This window comes from Pseudomonas sp. SDO5591_S426 (assembly GCF_054070755.1).
In genome coordinates this window covers 1-15,151 of the sequence record NZ_JBSVXD010000146.1, presented here as the reverse complement: position 1 = coordinate 15,151, position 15,151 = coordinate 1, and the positions used below count along the sequence as shown (strand labels likewise).

Here is a 15,151-nt window from a genome sequence, read left to right as displayed (position 1 = left end):
AGTCGACGCAAATGCTGACTGATACACCGCTATCGCGAGCAGGCTCACTCCTACAGGGGATATGTGTTGTTTACTTGGGTGGATAGTTCGCCAATACCCGGGTCACCGTTTCGCGTATCGCATTACTGCGATCGGTAGGGTTCGGTGTGCGGCTGAGTATCTGCTCGTCGCTGCCGCGCCACACCAGTTTGCCGTCCTTGCCGTCGAGCAGGTCGATCTGGATGGTCGCTACCTTGTAATTAACCAGACGGGTTTCGTTGTACATCGGCGCGCCCCAGTAGCCGTTCCACGGGTTGCCCCAACCGCCGCCATAGTTGGTGGTCACTTGTTGCTGGCGCTCTTCGACAATCAGGTAGGTCTGCACACTCAAGTCACCCTTGGCACCGGCAGCGGCGGGGCGCAGGCCGCGCTGATCAAGTTGATCGGCCACCGACTGGCGGATGCGCTGCTCGGTCAGGTCGCTCTTGATGCGTGGGTCATCGGGACGGTATTGCAGGACCGGTTCTTTCCAGCTCCAGCTGCGATAGGCGGCGAAGTCGCGGCTGGCATCGAAGTCATGATTGACCTGGTTGGCGGCGCAGGCACTGAGCAGCGCGACCACTGCCAGTAAAACGAAACGGCGGAACATGATGATTCTCCGATTGAAGACATGAACCTGCGAAATGCTTCTTATCTACAGAAGCTAACTGGGAGGATACGCCGACATTGCCTTTTCTACAGCCTCCCGTATGGCATCCACTTGCTGGCTCTGCGTGCCCCGGTTGCTGGTTTCGGCGCTGGAACTCCACACCGGTTGACCGCTTTGCGCATCGAACAGATCCACACGCACCACGACGACCTGTTCCTGATAGGTGCGGATGATCGGCACTGTGGCGTAGCCACCGTAGCCACTGCCATAGCGGTTGTAACCGCCATAACCACCGTAGTAGCCACCGTCGTAGTAGTCATCGCGGACCTGGCGCAAACGGGTTTCCATCCGCAGATCGGCGCTGACGAACAGGTCGGCCGGGCGATTGTCATGCAGCGGACGCAAACCGCGTTGGTCAAGCGCACTGCTGACCGCTTCGGCAACCTGCGCCGAATCCGCCCACGCGGTGCCCGGCGGCATTTGCCCGTTGAGCCAGGCCCAGCTGCGATAGCGCCCATAGTCGCGGGGCGGCGCCGGGTAGGCGCTGCGGTCGAAGGTGTTGGCCGCCTGCGGTGGCGCCGGTGGAATGGGGTTGGAGGACGCCACATACGGGTTGCTGCCCTGACAGGCAGCCAAACCCAGGCAGATCAGCAACAACCCTGTACGACTTTTCATTTCGGGCTCCGATCAGATCGGCCGACAGATCCAGTGCAAGTAACGCCCAAGCCCGGCAAAGCTTGGGTGACGGCGGTGCGCCAGTTCCATTTCGAGCAAATCCAGCAGTTCGGCGCGGGCCTGGAATTCCACCGGCATGTAGTCGTGAAAAACCCGCACTCCACTTTGGCTTTCGACCCGCCACAAGCCGTCAAGTTGCGCCGCCAATTCCCGTGGATCGAGCGGTTGTTGCGGGGTGAGGCTCTGCTTCTCGCCGGCCATGTCGTTCTTGCGCATCTTGCGGAAGTGGCCCTTGAGCAAGTTGCGATAAATCAGCGCATCGCGGTTGTAGAACGCCAGTGACAGCCAGCCATCGGCCTTGGTCAGTTGATGCAACACCGGCAGGATCGCGTGGGGTTCGGCCAGCCATTCCAGCACGGCGTGACACAGCACCAGATCGTAGGGTTCGGTGAGCTGACCGAGTAGCTCCTGCCACGGCGCCTGAATGAACGTCGCCGTTTGCCCGGCCTCGGCGAAACGCTGGCGGGCGCCTTCGAGCATCGGCTCGGCAGGCTCGGCCAACGTGACGTCATGCCCGCGTTCGGCCAGCCACAACGACATGTGGCCAAGACCGGCGCCAATATCCAGCACGCGCAGCGGTCGGTCCGGCAGGGTTTCGGCAAGGTCGGCCTGCAACACCGCCAGGCGAATCGCGCCTTTGGCACCGCCGTAGATTTTTTCCGCGAAACGGGTCGCCAGTTGATCGAAATGACGGTCGCTCATCAGCTGAACCTCCGCTCGCTGTCGGCCAGTTTGCTGCGCACCACTTCATTCATGTCCAGTCCCAATTCGCCGCACAGCAACAGTAGGTAGAGCACGATGTCACCGATTTCCTGGCCGGCATGGGCCAGTTTGTCCGCCGGCAACTGCCGTGACTGGTCCTCGGTCAGCCACTGGAAAATCTCCACCAGCTCGGCCATTTCGACGCTCGCGGCCATGGCCAGGTTTTTCGGGCTGTGAAATTTCCGCCAGTCATTGCGGTCACGGATGGCGTGCAGGCGTTCGGTCAGTTCAACAAGGTTCATCGGGCTCTCCTGAAGGCGTATAGCTTCGGGGGGATGGCGAGTGAAGGCAAGTGACAAAGAGAGGCCGGCTCCCACAGGTACAGCGCAACCCTCTATGCTTGTGGGGAACTCGGTATGGTGATCAATGGCCCAACCGTGCATCTCATTCATCAGGACGCTCATTCCATGCAGGTAGAAGGTTTTTTCGAATGGCTCGGTCAGGCACTTGGCTCCGTCATCCGTTTCATCGTTGACGCCCTCAGTGGCCTGTTCCAGTTGGTGAGCCGTGCCAGCAGCAACTTTGTCGAAGGCTTGTCTCGTGCCCTGGGTATGGACACCTCGATCATCAGCATCGTTATCTTGATTCTGGGGCTGGTGCTGCTGTGGTCGGCGATCCGCGCGTTCATGAATGCGGCGTTCATCATGGGGATCATCTGGTTGATGCTGGGGTTATGGTTACTCAGCTGGATCATGCACTGACACCCCACACATTCGATCGCGGCAGATTGCCGATGTGTCGCTACAATGCCCGCTCCCCCAAGGAGCCTGCATGTCCAACCTGATTGCCGACTGGCGCGACCGTCCTACCCATCGTCGGGTCTGGGCGCTGGCGGCGCCGATGATTCTCTCGAACATTTCCGTACCGTTGGTGGCGCTGGTCGACAGCACCGTCATCGGTCACTTGCCCCATGCCCATCAACTCGGTGCCGTCGCGGTCGGGGCCAGCCTGTACACCTTTCTGGCCTGGGCCGTGGGCTTTCTGCGCATGGGCACCACCGGGTTCGCGGCTCAAGCCGCCGGGCGTGGCGATGGCGCGGCGTTGCGGCAGATTTTGTTGCAGGGCCTGCTGTTGGCCATGGGCCTGGCGATTGTGCTCGGCGCAGTGGGCGTGCCGTTGAGCCGGGTCGCGCTGCAGTTCATGCAGCCGTCGGCGGAACTGGACCAGATGACCCGCGAATTTTTCCACACGCGGCTGTTCGGTCTGCCGGCGGCACTGGCCAGTTATGCGCTGGTCGGCTGGTTCCTCGGCACACAAAACGCCCGTGCTCCACTGGCGATTCTGCTGACCACCAATCTGGTCAACATCGCCCTGAACCTGTGGTTTGTCCTCGGCCTGGAATGGGGCGTGGTCGGCGCGGCCAGGGCTTCAGTGATCGCCGAGTGGACCGGCGCCCTGATCGGCCTGTTGATGACTCGCCACGCCTTGCGCGCTTACCCCGGCCACATCGTCTGGACCGCATTACGGCTGTGGCAGAGCTGGCGGCCGCTGCTGGCGGTCAACCGCGACATCTTTCTACGCAGCCTGGCCCTGCAATCGGTGTTTTTCCTGATCACCGTGCAAGGCGCGCGTTTGGGTGATGCCACTGTCGCCGCCAACGCCCTGCTGCTTAACGGTTTGCTGCTGACCGCCCACGCCCTCGATGGCCTGGCCCACGCCGTGGAAGCCCTGTGCGGACATGCCATCGGTGCCCGTGACCGCGATGCCCTGCGTCGCTCCTTGGTGGTGGCGTGCGGTTGGTCGTTGCTGGCGAGCCTGGGCTTTGCCGCATTGTTTCTGTTGGCCGGGCACCTGTTCATCGAGATGCAGACCGACATCACCAGCGTGCGCGAGACCGCGTTCATCTACCTGCCCTACCTCGCCGCGCTGCCGTTGATTGCGGTCTGGAGCTACCTGCTTGACGGCTTGTTCATTGGCACCACCCGCGCCCGTGAAATGCGCAACGGCATGCTGCTGACAGTGGTGTTGCTGGTGCCGTTCGCCTGGGCGTTGCAAGGTTTGGGCAACCATGGACTGTGGATAACTTTCCTGCTGTTCATGGTGCTGCGCAGCCTGACCCTCGGCGTCATCGCCTGGCGACTGCGCCGCAACGATGGCTGGTTCGCCCGCACACACTGATCGATTGGCGTTCAGGGTTGATCGCCCTGCCAGCGGTTGCGCAGGCTGTCGAGCCGCTCCTGCTGGGTTTGCCCGGTCAATGGCGACAAAAGCGCTGCGTAAGGATGCAGCAGACGCAACCATAACCAGTCATCCAGCACTGGTCGTTCGCTGAAGCCCAGCGCCAGCCCTTCCTGCAAATGGCACCACAGGCGCGCGTAGTCCGTCGCAGTGGCCCGGCTCCAATGCCAGGCGTGCTGCTCCAGCAGGCAGGTTTGCAGTTTTTCCCTTTGCCGGGGGCTGAGGTTTTCTTCGACGGTCAAAGGGCTGACGGCCACCCCGGGATTGAGCAACTGCTGCCAGCCCTGACTGCCAATCGCCCGGTCGGCCCAAGTGCCACCAAACCAGCGCATCTGGCTGATCGGCCCCAACCAGCGAGTCAGTTCCCCAGCATCGCAGGCATCGAAAAAGTAGCTGGCGGTGTGCGGGTTGTAGTAACTCAGCAAGGCGCGATGGTGCAGACCGAAACTGACCGTGAGCATACGTCGCAGATGCGCCAGCAACGTCGATGTCGAGGCCTCGCTGACCAGCAGCAAGCCGCGCCAGTGCTGAGCATCGCGCTCGCATACCTGGGCCAACTCCGGGCAGCTACGCAGGTCGATCAGCGCCGGGCCTTGTTCATGCAACGCATGCCATTCGGTATTTTCGAACAGCCAGAACCATCGAGCCTGGGCAAACCTGCTTTTCAACATCACACCCGCCTGCGGCATGCCCGGCACATCCAGCAACAGCCATTGCGCGATCGCATCGGGCGTGTGCACGGCGTTCATGCCGCACCGCTCTGGCCAAGTCGCATTGCCGCCCGGCAGGTGCAAAGCGCCTGCGCGCAATGATTGAAGCTGCCGCCACCGGGCATCAGACACAACAACAGCAAAGGCTCCCCCGAACGCAGCCAGTCCTGCACGCCTTCGGGCAGGTGCTCATCGACGGGCGCGGCCCCCACCGCATCAGCCTTTTCACCCTGCTCAGGCTGGTGAAGTACTCCGGTAATCAATGGCTGATCCGGATCGCCTTCGATGAAACTCACCACCACCTCCACGCCTTCGCTCAACGGCGCACCACTGGCCGTTTGCAACGGCGGCGCCAACGGTAGCCAACAGTGGCCGGGCGTCGCCCCCTCCCCCTGATACGACCAGTCAAACTGCACGGCCACCGGACGCGACGGATCCGGCTGTGGTTCATCAACACTCACCACCCATCCCCGTTGCAGGCTGTGCATCCTGGGCTTCGGCGCGCAGTGCGGTGACTCGAACGGTGCAGCCCAGTGCATCGCGCGCACCTGATTACGGTAAGGGTTGAGCGGGTCCTGGCTACCCTGATGTTCGACATGGGTCAGCAGCCACAGCTGATTCCATTCCTTCACCGGATGGTCGGCCAGCGGCATCCATTGCCCGCTGCGCAGCGCCGCCAGATCCGTGTGGCACTCAGCACTTTGCTGCACGCTGTCGGCACATCGCTGCACCTCGAAGCGCCGCACCGCCGATGGTTCGCCCTCGCGCCTGAAGACCGCCACGTCACCCACCGGAAAATGCGTCTGCCCATCGACGAACACCACGCAGTGCCCGCGTGCGGGGGACTCAAAGTGATAGTGAATCCGCTCCTGAGCGCACAGCCGTTGCAGGAATTGCAGATCCGATTCGCGGTACTGCGTGCAGAAATCCCGCAGCTGATAATCATCGTCCAGCTCGAAACGCCGGTCCTGGCCGACAATTCCGTGTTCCCTGAGCACCTGGTCGAGGATTTGCGGCACCGAACGGGCGCTGAAGATACGCTGGCTGAATCGCTGGGCCAGGCACGAAAGCTTCGGCCCCAGCCGCACATGGCAAAGCCTGAGCGTCGAACCGTGGTCGCGCTGCACCAGTTCATGCAGTTGTCCATGGACGCTGTTTCCCGCCGGCCCGAACTGCAAGACGGCCGAGCGGTACAGCAGGCTGGCAAGATCGAGTGCCGGGTCGTTGATCAGCAGATCGACGTCGAACACGAACGGCTCGCTGATGGCTTCTCTACCGGTAAAGGCCAGGACCTCGAAGGCGTCGGACAGACCTGCTACGACCAGACGAAATTCAGGTTCGTTGACGGGATCGAACATCGGCGATTCTCTACAGGAGGGGCGGCCGGGGATTCTCGCCGAGAGACATGGCCGAGTAGAGAGGCGAAGTACAACTTAGGAAATGACCTACGCGAAAAGAAGACCAAATGGCTTGGATAGCCGAGGACGTAGGTCGTTTCGCGTGGAAAAAGAGAACCGCCGCACCAGGTCATCTGAAATTTCCGCAGCGCGCGGTACATTTTCAGACAACCTGATGTGAGCGGGACTTACCTCAGGAAGACAGGTAAGACGAACGGGTCAGGCCCAGACGCAGGGCATCGAGGAACTGGGTGCGCTCGGAAGCACTGATGCGGGCATTGGCGCACTTGTCGCGGTAATGGGTCATCAGTTCTTCGGGCGACAAGTGCACGTAGCGCAGCATGTCTTCGATGGTGTCGTGGGTTTCGATACCGGCGTGGTACACGCTGCCATCGGCGTTCTGGTAGATGTTCACCGAATCGGTGTCACCGAACAGGTTGTGCATGTCGCCGAGAATTTCCTGGTAGGCGCCCACCAGGAACACGCCCAACAGATAATCCTCGCCTTCGTTCAACGCGTGTACCGGCAGGCTGGTTTCAATGCTCTGCTCGTCGACGTACTGGTTGATCTTGCCGTCGGAGTCGCAGGTCAAATCCTGCAGCACGGCGCGGCGCAGCGGCTCTTCGTCGAGACGGTGCAGCGGGATGATCGGCAGGACCTGATCGATGGCCCAGGTGTCCGGCAGGCTCTGGAATACCGAGAAGTTGCAGATGTACTTGTCGGCCAGCTTGTCGTTGAGCTCGTCCAGCACCTGACGGTGGGAACGCTGACGTGCCTTCAACGAGTTGTGCAGGCGACGGCACACGGCGAAATAGCATTGCTCGGCCAGGGCTTTTTCGGCCAGGGTCAGCTTGCCGTCGGCGTACTGGGCAGCGATATCGCTCATGTAGTGCGTGGCGCGCCAGTAGGTTTCGGTGACCATTTCAATGTCGGTCGGACCCAGCAGGTCCACCAGCCACTGCACGGTTTCCGGCAGCGCTTCCTTGTTCTCGATCTGCGGCACGTCGTCGTTGTGTTTCTCGACGTCGGTCACCTGGATCACCAGCATGGCGTGGTGCGCGGTCAGGGAGCGGCCGCTTTCGGAGAAGATGTTCGGGTGCGGCAGGCTCTGCGCGTCGCAGAATTCCTTGAGCATCCCGACCACGACTCCGGCGTAATCGTCCATGTCGTAGTTGATGGAACTGGCGTTACGCGAGTGCGTACCGTCGTAGTCCACGCCCAAACCGCCACCGACGTCGATGTGGTCCACCGGCAGGCCGAGGTTGCGCAATTCGCCGTAGTAACGGATCGCTTCCTTGAAGCCGTGCTGGTAGTCGGCCAGGTTGGCGATCTGCGAACCCATGTGGAAGTGCAGCAGGCGAATGCCCTGATCCAGGCCAGCGGCACGGAAACGCTCGACCACCGACAGCAGTTGCGCCGCCGACAGACCGAACTTGGATTTCTCGCCACCGGTGTCCGCCCACTTGGACGAGGCCAGGGACGACAAACGCACTCGCAGGCCGACCTGTGGCTTGACCTTCAGCGAGGCTGCTTCTTCGATCACCAGGCCGACTTCGGATTCTTTCTCGATCACGATGAACACGTTGTGGCCGAGCTTCTGGCCCATCAAGGCCAGGCGAATGAACTCGCGGTCCTTGTAGCCGTTGCAGACGATGGTGCCGCCCTTCGGCGCCAGCGCCAGCACCGCCAGCAGTTCAGGCTTCGAGCCCGCTTCCAGACCGATGGACACGTTCTGGGTGGCGATGATGTTCTCGATCACCGCTTCCTGCTGGTTCACCTTGATCGGGTACAGCGCGGTGTACTTGCTCTGGTATTCCAGACGCGCAATGTTGGCGTCGAACGCACCGGTCAGCTGACGCACGCGGTCTTGCAGAATGTCCGGGAAACGGACCAGCAACGGCAGCGACAGGCCGCTTTTGCGCAGCTGGTCGACTTGTTCGAACAAGTCGATAGGTGAACTGCTCGGACCGTTCGGACGAACTTCGACGCGACCGGCGTCATTGATCGCGAAATACCCGGCCCCCCAATGGCGAATCCCGTAAACACTGCGGCTGTCCGCAACTGTCCATTGGCTGCCATCGTCTTTGCGTGTGCGTCGTACGGACATCGAAGTCCCCTATAAAGAAGTCATAGTGCGTCGCCTGGATTCAGGCCGGCGCAGTCTAAAGAATGAAAATGACGGTTCGTCAACGAGGGGGTAGACCCCGCCGACGGCAGTGAGTTTAGAAACCGGTCATGAACAGGCTCTGTGAAAACCATGGTGACGACGCCGGGCCTGACAACAATCAGGACCGGATCAAGCCGCAGGTGGGTTTCACAGAGGCTGCTAGCCGCCGGACTTCTTCGCTTTGAAACCGAGCTTGATCAGTTCAGCCAAGAGTAGCTCGACATGATCGCCCTGGATTTCAATGATCCCGTCTTTCAACGCCCCGCCGGTGCCACAACGCTTCTTCAACGTGGTCGCCAGTTCCTTGAGCGCGTCTTCAGCCAACGGCACGCCGGTGATGGTGGTCACCGTCTTGCCGCCACGGCCCTTGCTTTCGCGACGCACGCGAGCGATGCCGTCGCCGGCCGGGATAACGGTCTGTTTGCAGATACAGGCGTCCACCGGTTTACTGCAATCCGGGCAATGACGACCTGCGTCGGTGGAAAATACCAGGCCACCTAAGGCGGCGAAGGATGCGGCTTTTTTGGCCACCGGCAATCCTCTTGGGAGGACAAAGACTGGTCGCAGCACTTGGGAAGTGCCATCGACCGCGAAGCCCCACTCAGGCAGGGGCAGCGCTACTGAAACGGTACAACTCTTTTATGTAGGAGCTGACGAGTGCAACGAGGCTGCGATCTTTTGATTTTGAATCAAAAGCAAAGTCAAAAGATCGCAGCCTGCGGCAGCTCCTACAGGAAGCAATACCGGTTCAGTTTGAAAAGGTCGCGCAGTGTAACGGCAAAAACGCCGATTGCTAAGAGCCAATCGGCGCCAATTTATGCCTCTTTTGCGACGTCTTCGCCACGTGAGCGCAGATAGCGCTTCAATGCGGCCAAAGAGTCCGGGCAGTAAGGCTTTTGCTCGATTTCCTGCATGACCTGATCAATGGGGATAAAGCGCGCTTCCAGCACCTCTTCCGGTTGCAGGATCAACGGGCCGTCCCACACCGCCGAAAACGCCGAACACCACAGGCGATTGCCGGTGTCCTCAAAGAAAAAGTGATCGTGGGCGGTCAATTCCACGCCGCCCACACCCAATTCCTCTTCCAGCTCCCGGGCCGCCGACTCGGCATAGGTTTCCGTGGCAAGCACCATGCCGCCCGCCGCCACGTCCCAATAACCGGGATAAATCGCCTTGCTCAATGTCCGCCGATGCACGCACAGCTCACCGGCGGAGTTGAACAACATAATGTAGGTACCGCGCCCGATCAGCCCGCGCTCACGCAGTTCGGAACGAACCAGTGCGCCGAGCAGGTTGTCCTGCTCGTCGACCCAGGCGATCTGTTCAGCATCAGAGGCCGCACGGTGCGCAGCCTCTCTGGCGTTATCGACCATGACTCAGCCCTGATTGAGCAATTGACGCAAATCGATCACTGCCGCGTTGGCCCGGGAAATATAGTTGGCCATGACCAGCGAGTGGTTGGCCAACACGCCGAAGCCGCTGCCATTGAGAATCATCGGGCTCCAGACCGGCTCTTGCGACGCTTCCAGCTCACGAATGATCTGACGCACGCTGACCGTGGCGTTCTTCTTGGCCAGCACATCGGCGAAGTCGACTTCGATGGCGCGCAGCAAGTGCGACAAGGCCCACGCCTGGCCACGAGCTTCGTAGAACACGTTGTCGATTTGCAGCCACGGGGTTTCGACGATTTCTTCGTCAACCTGCGGCGCGACACCCGGTACCACGACCTCGGTCTTCAGCGCCGTGTTGAGCTTGACCCGGCCAACGCTGGCCGACAGTCGTTGCGACAGCGAACCCAGACGCGTGCCGACATCGCCCAGCCAGTTGTTCAGGTTGTCGGCGCGAGCATAAAACAGCGCGCTCTTCTGGTTCGGGTCGGACAGACGTGCCTGATAGCGGCTCAGGGAGTTGATGCCTTCCTGGTATTCGGACTCACTGGATGGCAGCACCCAGCTCTTGTTGTCGAAGTTGAAACGCGGTTCGGCCTTGGCCAGGTCGGCGTCTTCAGCGGACTGCGACTGCGAGCGGGCGAAGTCTTTACGCAGTGCACGGCTCAGATCACGCACCTGCACCAGCACGCCATACTCCCAGCTCGGCATGTTGTCCATCCACAGGCCCGGCGGGAAACGGTCGTTGGAAATGTAACCGCCCTGCTTGGTCAGCAACGTGCCAGCAACGGTCTTGAGGGTTTCCACCGTGGTGTAGCCGACCACCATTTGCTTGCCTTCTTTCTCGGCAGCCATTTGCGCCGTCTGCTGCACCGGGAACAGCTCGGGCTCCTGGCTCCAGTACCAACCGAGAGCAATCGCCACCAACAGGTAGAGGCCGATCAACGTGGCCAGCGCGCGGCTGAACAACAGGCCGCCCAGATAACTGCGGGTGGCCGATTTCGGCTCAGCGGCACGTTCAGGCGCGCTACCGGCGCGGTTCTTCCAGTCCAGCATGGCGATTTCCTTTCTATTACTTGGGTTCATCGGTTCGACCACAACCATACAACAACGTGCCTTGGCCCGGCACCCGACGTCGGGTTAATGAGGAAAATTATCCGGCCACAGCCCCTAAGGGAATCCCTTAGGCCCCTACACACGAAATTGCGCTTCTATTTAAGCCGACAAAAATCGAAAGAGCCTGACAGACGAGATTCACTTTCGCCCTCGAAAATGGCTGCATGAACAGCAGCAGAACCCTTGAAAGCCCCAGCTCACAAGCACTTCACGAGAATCAATATTCGATTGCCGACTCATCAGTCAGAAACTGAATGCGTCCGCTTTGCAGATTATTGACGTACAGCTCTCATGTTATTGAAAAGAGGTGCTAGCATAGAGCCACCAGTCGACCTCAGCGTGCACCCTAACTAGTAGTCAGGATATGACCGAGCCAGAAGACCCCAGCCGCGAGCGCCTCAAGCACCACTTTGCCCAGCGGGTAATTCATCAGGCACGTCAGATACTTGAGATATGGCAGCGCCTGCAACGCAGCGAGTGGTCCACCACCGATTTGTCGGAACTGAGCGAGGCCAACCTGCGCCTGCTGCGTTTCGCCGAGCGCTTCGAACAGCCGGAACACACGCAACTGGCACGCCACATCGGCCAGTCGCTGGAGGCTGTCGACGCCAATCGCGGGCGCCTGAGCAGCGGCCTGATCACCGACCTCAACCGTTTGATGCAGCGCCTGTCGCGCACCGGTCTGCGGCATGGCGATCAGCTCGACCAAACGTTCCTGCCGCCGCTGCGCAAGCCGATCTACGTGATGTTGCAGGACCACGACCGCGCCGAACGCCTGGCCAAGCAACTGGAATTCTTCGGGCTCAGCGCCCAGTCCCTGGACAGCGTGGCGGCGTTTCGCTCCTCGATGGTCGAGCGCCTGCCTGCGGCGATTGTCATGGACGTCGACTTCAGTGGCCCCGGCGTTGGCCTGAAACTGGCCGCCGAAGCCCAGGAAGGTCTCGATCATCGTCTGCCGCTGCTGTTCTTCAGCCTGCACGAAACCGATACCCCGACCCGACTCGCCGCCGTGCGCGCCGGGGGCCAGGAGTTCCTCACCGGCACCCTCGAAGCGTCGAGCCTGCTGGAAAAAATCGAGGTCCTGACCTGCGTCGCCCAGTACGAACCTTATAAAGTGCTGATCATCGACGACTCACGCGCCCAGGCCCTGCACACCGAGCGCCTGCTCAACAGCGCCGGGATCGTCACCCGCACGCTGATCGAACCGATCCAGGCCATGGCCGAACTGGCGGACTTCCAGCCGGACCTGATCATCCTCGACATGTACATGCCGGCCTGCACCGGTACCGAACTGGCCAAGGTGATCCGCCACAACGACCGTTATGTCAGCGTGCCGATCATTTATCTCTCGGCCGAAGACGATCTGGACAAGCAACTCGACGCCATGAGCGAGGGCGGCGACGACTTCCTGACCAAGCCGATCAAGCCGAGGCACCTGATCACTACCGTGCGCAACCGTGCGGCTCGGGCGCGTAACCTCAAGGCGCGGATGGTCCGCGACAGCCTCACCGGCCTGTACAACCACACCCACATCCTGCAATTGCTCGAAGACTGCTCGTTCCGCGCGCGCCGCGAGAGCAAGCCGCTGAGCTTTGCCATGCTCGACATCGACCACTTCAAACGGGTCAACGACAGCCACGGTCACCCCATGGGCGACCGGGTGATCAAGAGCCTGGCGCTGTTTCTCAAGCAGCGGTTGCGCAAGACCGACTTCATTGGCCGCTACGGCGGCGAAGAATTCGCCATCGTCATGCCCGACACCGACCTCGAAGCGGCCTGGAACGTACTGGATGAAATCCGTCAGCGTTTTGCCGAAATCCACTACCCTGCCCAGCCGCAGGATCTGTGGTGCACCTTTAGCGCCGGGGTGGTCGAGTTGTGTGAAAGCTCCGACAGCCTGTCGATGGCCAGCCAGGCCGACGAGGCGCTGTACCGGGCAAAAGGCGCCGGACGCAACCGCGTGCAGGCCGCTCAGGCATCAAAGCAAAGTGCCACTTTTTCATCTCAATCGACCCCTTCCGTCATAACCCTGTAACAGAAACGCAATAACTTCAGGCACTTACCATTCTGCCGTTGGTAGTCCCGCGATGCGCCTGAAGCTGCTGACCAATCTCAACACCGTCCTTTTAGTTGCCGTGTGCGTGGCCCTTGGCGCCACGCTCTGGTGGTCGCAAAAAGCCCTCGAACGCCCCTATCTATTAATGGAGCGTTACCTGGGTTTGTCCCAGCAGTTCCAGAACGAAGTGGCGCGCAATGTCGAGGACTACCTCGGCAGCGGCGATGCCCTGCGCCTGAGCAGCGCCAGCCAGGCCATCGACAACCTGCAAAAGGAACTCGCGGAGTTGCCACCGGCGCTGGCTGAAACCTTGCGCCCCAGCCTGTCGAACCTCGACGAATTCAGCAAAACCGACCTGCTCGCCGCCGGCAAACTCGCGGGCGACCCGCAGGCCCTGTTGCTCCAGGCCGAGCGCGAACTGGGCGCCAGCCTTGACCAACTCAGCCAGTACGCCAAAGGCAACGCGGCCTACCTGACACCGCTACTCGCCGCGTCCCAGCATCTGGGCAAGCTGTCGCTGGCCCGGGACAAACTGGTCAGCAGCGGTCGCAGCGAACTGGCTGCCGATGTCGAGCGCGAAGTCAGCAACATTCGCACCCAGGCCGAGCAAATCGATGCCTTACCGCTGCTTGGCGTGACGGCCAGCAATGAATCGAACACTGATGATTTCGCCGCGATGATGGGCCTGGAGAACACCGAAAAAGCTGTCGCCGAAGATGCCGGCGTCGGCTTCAAGCGCGAACTCAACAGTTTGCTCAACCGTTACCCGGCAGAATTGGCACGCACCCGTGACCAGATCCAGAAACGCGCCGACCTCAGCACTGCGACGCACCTGAAAATCGCCGACGTGCAGCAAGCCATCGCCGGTCTGGAGCCGGTGGTGCGTGCCCAGCACGGGCAGATCCAGGGCGAGGTGAGACTGATGCAAGGGCTGATGATCGGCCTGATTCTGCTGATCGCGCTGCTGATCGATACCTTGCAACGCAAACTCGCCCGCACCCTGACCAACCTCGCTCCGGCCCTTTCGACCTGGGCCGAGGGTGACTTCAGCCAGGACATCCAGCTGGGCAAGACCAACCGCGAACTGCATGACATTGAAGCGTCGCTCAATCGCTTGCGCGCCTATCTGGTGGCCCTGGTGGGGACCATTCGCCTGAACGCCGAACAAGTCGCCGGCAGCAGCCGCACCCTGGCCGAGTTGAGCAATGAACTGCACAGCGGCGCCGAACATCAGGCCGGTGACACAGCGCTGATCCGTGATTCCCTCGGTGAGCTGGAAGCGACCATCCAGCAAGTCGCCGGCGATGCCAGCCAGGCCGCCGACGCCAGTCGTCATGCGGGGCTGGCAGTGGAACAGGGGCAGAAAGTCATCGGCCTGAGCCTGACCGGCCTGCATGCGCTGGTAGAAGAAGTACAGGGCAACGCGCAGATGATCGAACATCTGGCCGAAGAATCCGCGACCATCGGCGGCGTGCTAACGGTGATCCGCTCGATTGCCGATCAGACCAACCTGCTGGCGCTGAACGCCGCCATTGAAGCGGCGCGTGCCGGGGAAATGGGTCGCGGCTTTGCCGTGGTGGCCGAAGAAGTGCGCTCGCTGGCGCAACGCACCGCCGGCGCCACGGCCGAAATCCAGACCTTGATCGCCGGCCTGCAAACCGCCGCACGGCAATCGGTCGAAGGCATGCGCGCCCAGGTCGAACATGCCGAAGCCACGGCCAACCAGGCCCAGGCGGCCGACGGCGCGCTGGATAAAATCGTCGGGGCAATCCAGACCATTTCCGATACCGCCGTCCGCATCGCCGATGTCACCGCCCAGCAGAGCGGCGCTGTCAGTGAGATTCGCGATCACAGTGAGCGGATTCACCAATTGGGTGGGGATAACTTGCTGCGCATTGGTGAAGGGCGTGAGCAAGGGGAGAACTTGCTGGTATTGGGTGGGCGCCTGCATACCGCCGTTCAAGCCTTCCGCGTCTGACAGATAGCCCCCTGTAGGAGCTGCCGCAGGCTGCGA

At 61.2% G+C, this 15,151-nt stretch carries 14 protein-coding genes; 4 read left to right on the top strand and 10 right to left on the bottom strand.

Annotated elements, in window-relative coordinates:
- Window positions 1–70: 70 nt before the first annotated feature.
- The 4 genes from ACW9JC_RS22700 to ACW9JC_RS22685 are packed head-to-tail and all read right to left on the bottom strand — an operon-like array spanning window position 71 to window position 2,367.
- Window positions 71–628 (bottom strand): DUF4136 domain-containing protein, encoded by a 558-nt coding sequence (locus ACW9JC_RS22700; protein ID WP_457457735.1) that lies wholly within the window; start codon window positions 626–628, stop codon window positions 71–73.
- A gap of 54 nt (window positions 629–682) precedes the next feature.
- Window positions 683–1,303 (bottom strand): DUF4136 domain-containing protein, encoded by a 621-nt coding sequence (locus ACW9JC_RS22695; RefSeq protein ID WP_448106198.1) that lies wholly within the window; start codon window positions 1,301–1,303, stop codon window positions 683–685.
- A 12-nt stretch (window positions 1,304–1,315) separates the two neighbouring features.
- Complete coding sequence (locus ACW9JC_RS22690; protein ID WP_448106197.1) at window positions 1,316–2,065, bottom strand: methyltransferase domain-containing protein; 750 nt, start codon at window positions 2,063–2,065, stop codon at window positions 1,316–1,318.
- Entirely contained in the window at window positions 2,065–2,367 is a 303-nt protein-coding gene (locus ACW9JC_RS22685; protein WP_457457732.1) for a MazG-like family protein, read from the bottom strand. Before ACW9JC_RS22685 ends, ACW9JC_RS22690 begins: the two co-directional genes overlap by 1 nt.
- A gap of 165 nt (window positions 2,368–2,532) precedes the next feature.
- Between ACW9JC_RS22685 and ACW9JC_RS22680 the strand changes: the two genes are divergently transcribed.
- Together ACW9JC_RS22680 and ACW9JC_RS22675 are read left to right on the top strand one after the other, a co-directional pair.
- The gene (locus ACW9JC_RS22680) at window positions 2,533–2,826 is read left to right on the top strand and encodes a hypothetical protein (RefSeq protein WP_338584522.1); all 294 of its coding nucleotides are present in this window, start codon (window positions 2,533–2,535) and stop codon (window positions 2,824–2,826) included.
- Window positions 2,827–2,896: 70 nt separating this feature from the next.
- Window positions 2,897–4,243: an MATE family efflux transporter gene (locus ACW9JC_RS22675; protein WP_457457730.1), complete on the top strand. Its 1,347-nt coding sequence runs from the start codon at window positions 2,897–2,899 to the stop codon at window positions 4,241–4,243.
- Window positions 4,244–4,254: 11 nt separating this feature from the next.
- Here the strand turns inward: ACW9JC_RS22675 and ACW9JC_RS22670 are convergent, their stop codons facing one another.
- The 6 genes from ACW9JC_RS22670 to ACW9JC_RS22645 all read right to left on the bottom strand — a co-directional run bounded on the left by ACW9JC_RS22670 (window position 4,255) and on the right by ACW9JC_RS22645 (window position 11,021).
- Window positions 4,255–5,052 carry a DUF4123 domain-containing protein gene (locus ACW9JC_RS22670; protein WP_457457728.1) on the bottom strand — a complete coding sequence of 266 codons (798 nt, stop codon included), beginning with the start codon at window positions 5,050–5,052 and terminating at the stop codon, window positions 4,255–4,257.
- Window positions 5,049–6,371, bottom strand: coding sequence for a type VI secretion system Vgr family protein (locus ACW9JC_RS22665; protein ID WP_457457726.1), 1,323 nt, complete (start codon window positions 6,369–6,371; stop codon window positions 5,049–5,051). The genes ACW9JC_RS22670 and ACW9JC_RS22665 overlap by 4 nt, the downstream gene beginning before the upstream one ends.
- A 232-nt stretch (window positions 6,372–6,603) precedes the next feature.
- The gene (speA, locus tag ACW9JC_RS22660; protein WP_457457724.1) at window positions 6,604–8,517 is read right to left on the bottom strand and encodes an arginine decarboxylase; all 1,914 of its coding nucleotides are present in this window, start codon (window positions 8,515–8,517) and stop codon (window positions 6,604–6,606) included.
- A gap of 219 nt (window positions 8,518–8,736) precedes the next feature.
- A complete protein-coding gene (locus tag ACW9JC_RS22655) occupies window positions 8,737–9,108 on the bottom strand; it encodes a translation initiation factor Sui1 (protein WP_338584517.1) in 372 nt (123 codons plus the stop codon).
- A gap of 284 nt (window positions 9,109–9,392) precedes the next feature.
- On the bottom strand, window positions 9,393–9,950 hold the full coding sequence (locus tag ACW9JC_RS22650; RefSeq protein ID WP_338584516.1) for an NUDIX hydrolase: 558 nt from the start codon (window positions 9,948–9,950) through the stop codon (window positions 9,393–9,395).
- A gap of 3 nt (window positions 9,951–9,953) precedes the next feature.
- Complete coding sequence (locus ACW9JC_RS22645; RefSeq protein WP_338584515.1) at window positions 9,954–11,021, bottom strand: DUF2333 family protein; 1,068 nt, start codon at window positions 11,019–11,021, stop codon at window positions 9,954–9,956.
- Window positions 11,022–11,445: 424 nt separating this feature from the next.
- On the opposite strand from ACW9JC_RS22645, the gene gcbA reads away from it, so the two are divergent.
- Together gcbA and ACW9JC_RS22635 are read left to right on the top strand one after the other, a co-directional pair.
- The gene (gene gcbA / locus ACW9JC_RS22640; RefSeq protein WP_457457721.1) at window positions 11,446–13,116 is read left to right on the top strand and encodes a diguanylate cyclase GcbA; all 1,671 of its coding nucleotides are present in this window, start codon (window positions 11,446–11,448) and stop codon (window positions 13,114–13,116) included.
- Between the two features lie 52 nt (window positions 13,117–13,168).
- A complete protein-coding gene (locus ACW9JC_RS22635) occupies window positions 13,169–15,115 on the top strand; it encodes a methyl-accepting chemotaxis protein (protein ID WP_457457719.1) in 1,947 nt (648 codons plus the stop codon).
- The last annotated feature ends 36 nt before the right edge of the window (window positions 15,116–15,151 follow it).

What these genes read in the sequence shown, in the direction of transcription:
- ACW9JC_RS22670 (WP_457457728.1), bottom strand. Translation starts at nt 5,052, where the DNA reads ATGAACGCCGTGCACACGCCCGATGCGATCGCGCAATGGCTGTTGCTG.
- ACW9JC_RS22690 (WP_448106197.1), bottom strand. Translation starts at nt 2,065, where the DNA reads ATGAGCGACCGTCATTTCGATCAACTGGCGACCCGTTTCGCGGAAAAA.
- ACW9JC_RS22635 (WP_457457719.1), top strand. Translation starts at nt 13,169, where the DNA reads ATGCGCCTGAAGCTGCTGACCAATCTCAACACCGTCCTTTTAGTTGCC.
- ACW9JC_RS22650 (WP_338584516.1), bottom strand. Translation starts at nt 9,950, where the DNA reads ATGGTCGATAACGCCAGAGAGGCTGCGCACCGTGCGGCCTCTGATGCT.
- ACW9JC_RS22675 (WP_457457730.1), top strand. Translation starts at nt 2,897, where the DNA reads ATGTCCAACCTGATTGCCGACTGGCGCGACCGTCCTACCCATCGTCGG.
- ACW9JC_RS22665 (WP_457457726.1), bottom strand. Translation starts at nt 6,371, where the DNA reads ATGTTCGATCCCGTCAACGAACCTGAATTTCGTCTGGTCGTAGCAGGT.
- ACW9JC_RS22685 (WP_457457732.1), bottom strand. Translation starts at nt 2,367, where the DNA reads ATGAACCTTGTTGAACTGACCGAACGCCTGCACGCCATCCGTGACCGC.
- speA (WP_457457724.1), bottom strand. Translation starts at nt 8,517, where the DNA reads ATGTCCGTACGACGCACACGCAAAGACGATGGCAGCCAATGGACAGTT.
- ACW9JC_RS22700 (WP_457457735.1), bottom strand. Translation starts at nt 628, where the DNA reads ATGTTCCGCCGTTTCGTTTTACTGGCAGTGGTCGCGCTGCTCAGTGCC.
- ACW9JC_RS22695 (WP_448106198.1), bottom strand. Translation starts at nt 1,303, where the DNA reads ATGAAAAGTCGTACAGGGTTGTTGCTGATCTGCCTGGGTTTGGCTGCC.
- gcbA (WP_457457721.1), top strand. Translation starts at nt 11,446, where the DNA reads ATGACCGAGCCAGAAGACCCCAGCCGCGAGCGCCTCAAGCACCACTTT.
- ACW9JC_RS22645 (WP_338584515.1), bottom strand. Translation starts at nt 11,021, where the DNA reads ATGCTGGACTGGAAGAACCGCGCCGGTAGCGCGCCTGAACGTGCCGCT.
- ACW9JC_RS22680 (WP_338584522.1), top strand. Translation starts at nt 2,533, where the DNA reads ATGCAGGTAGAAGGTTTTTTCGAATGGCTCGGTCAGGCACTTGGCTCC.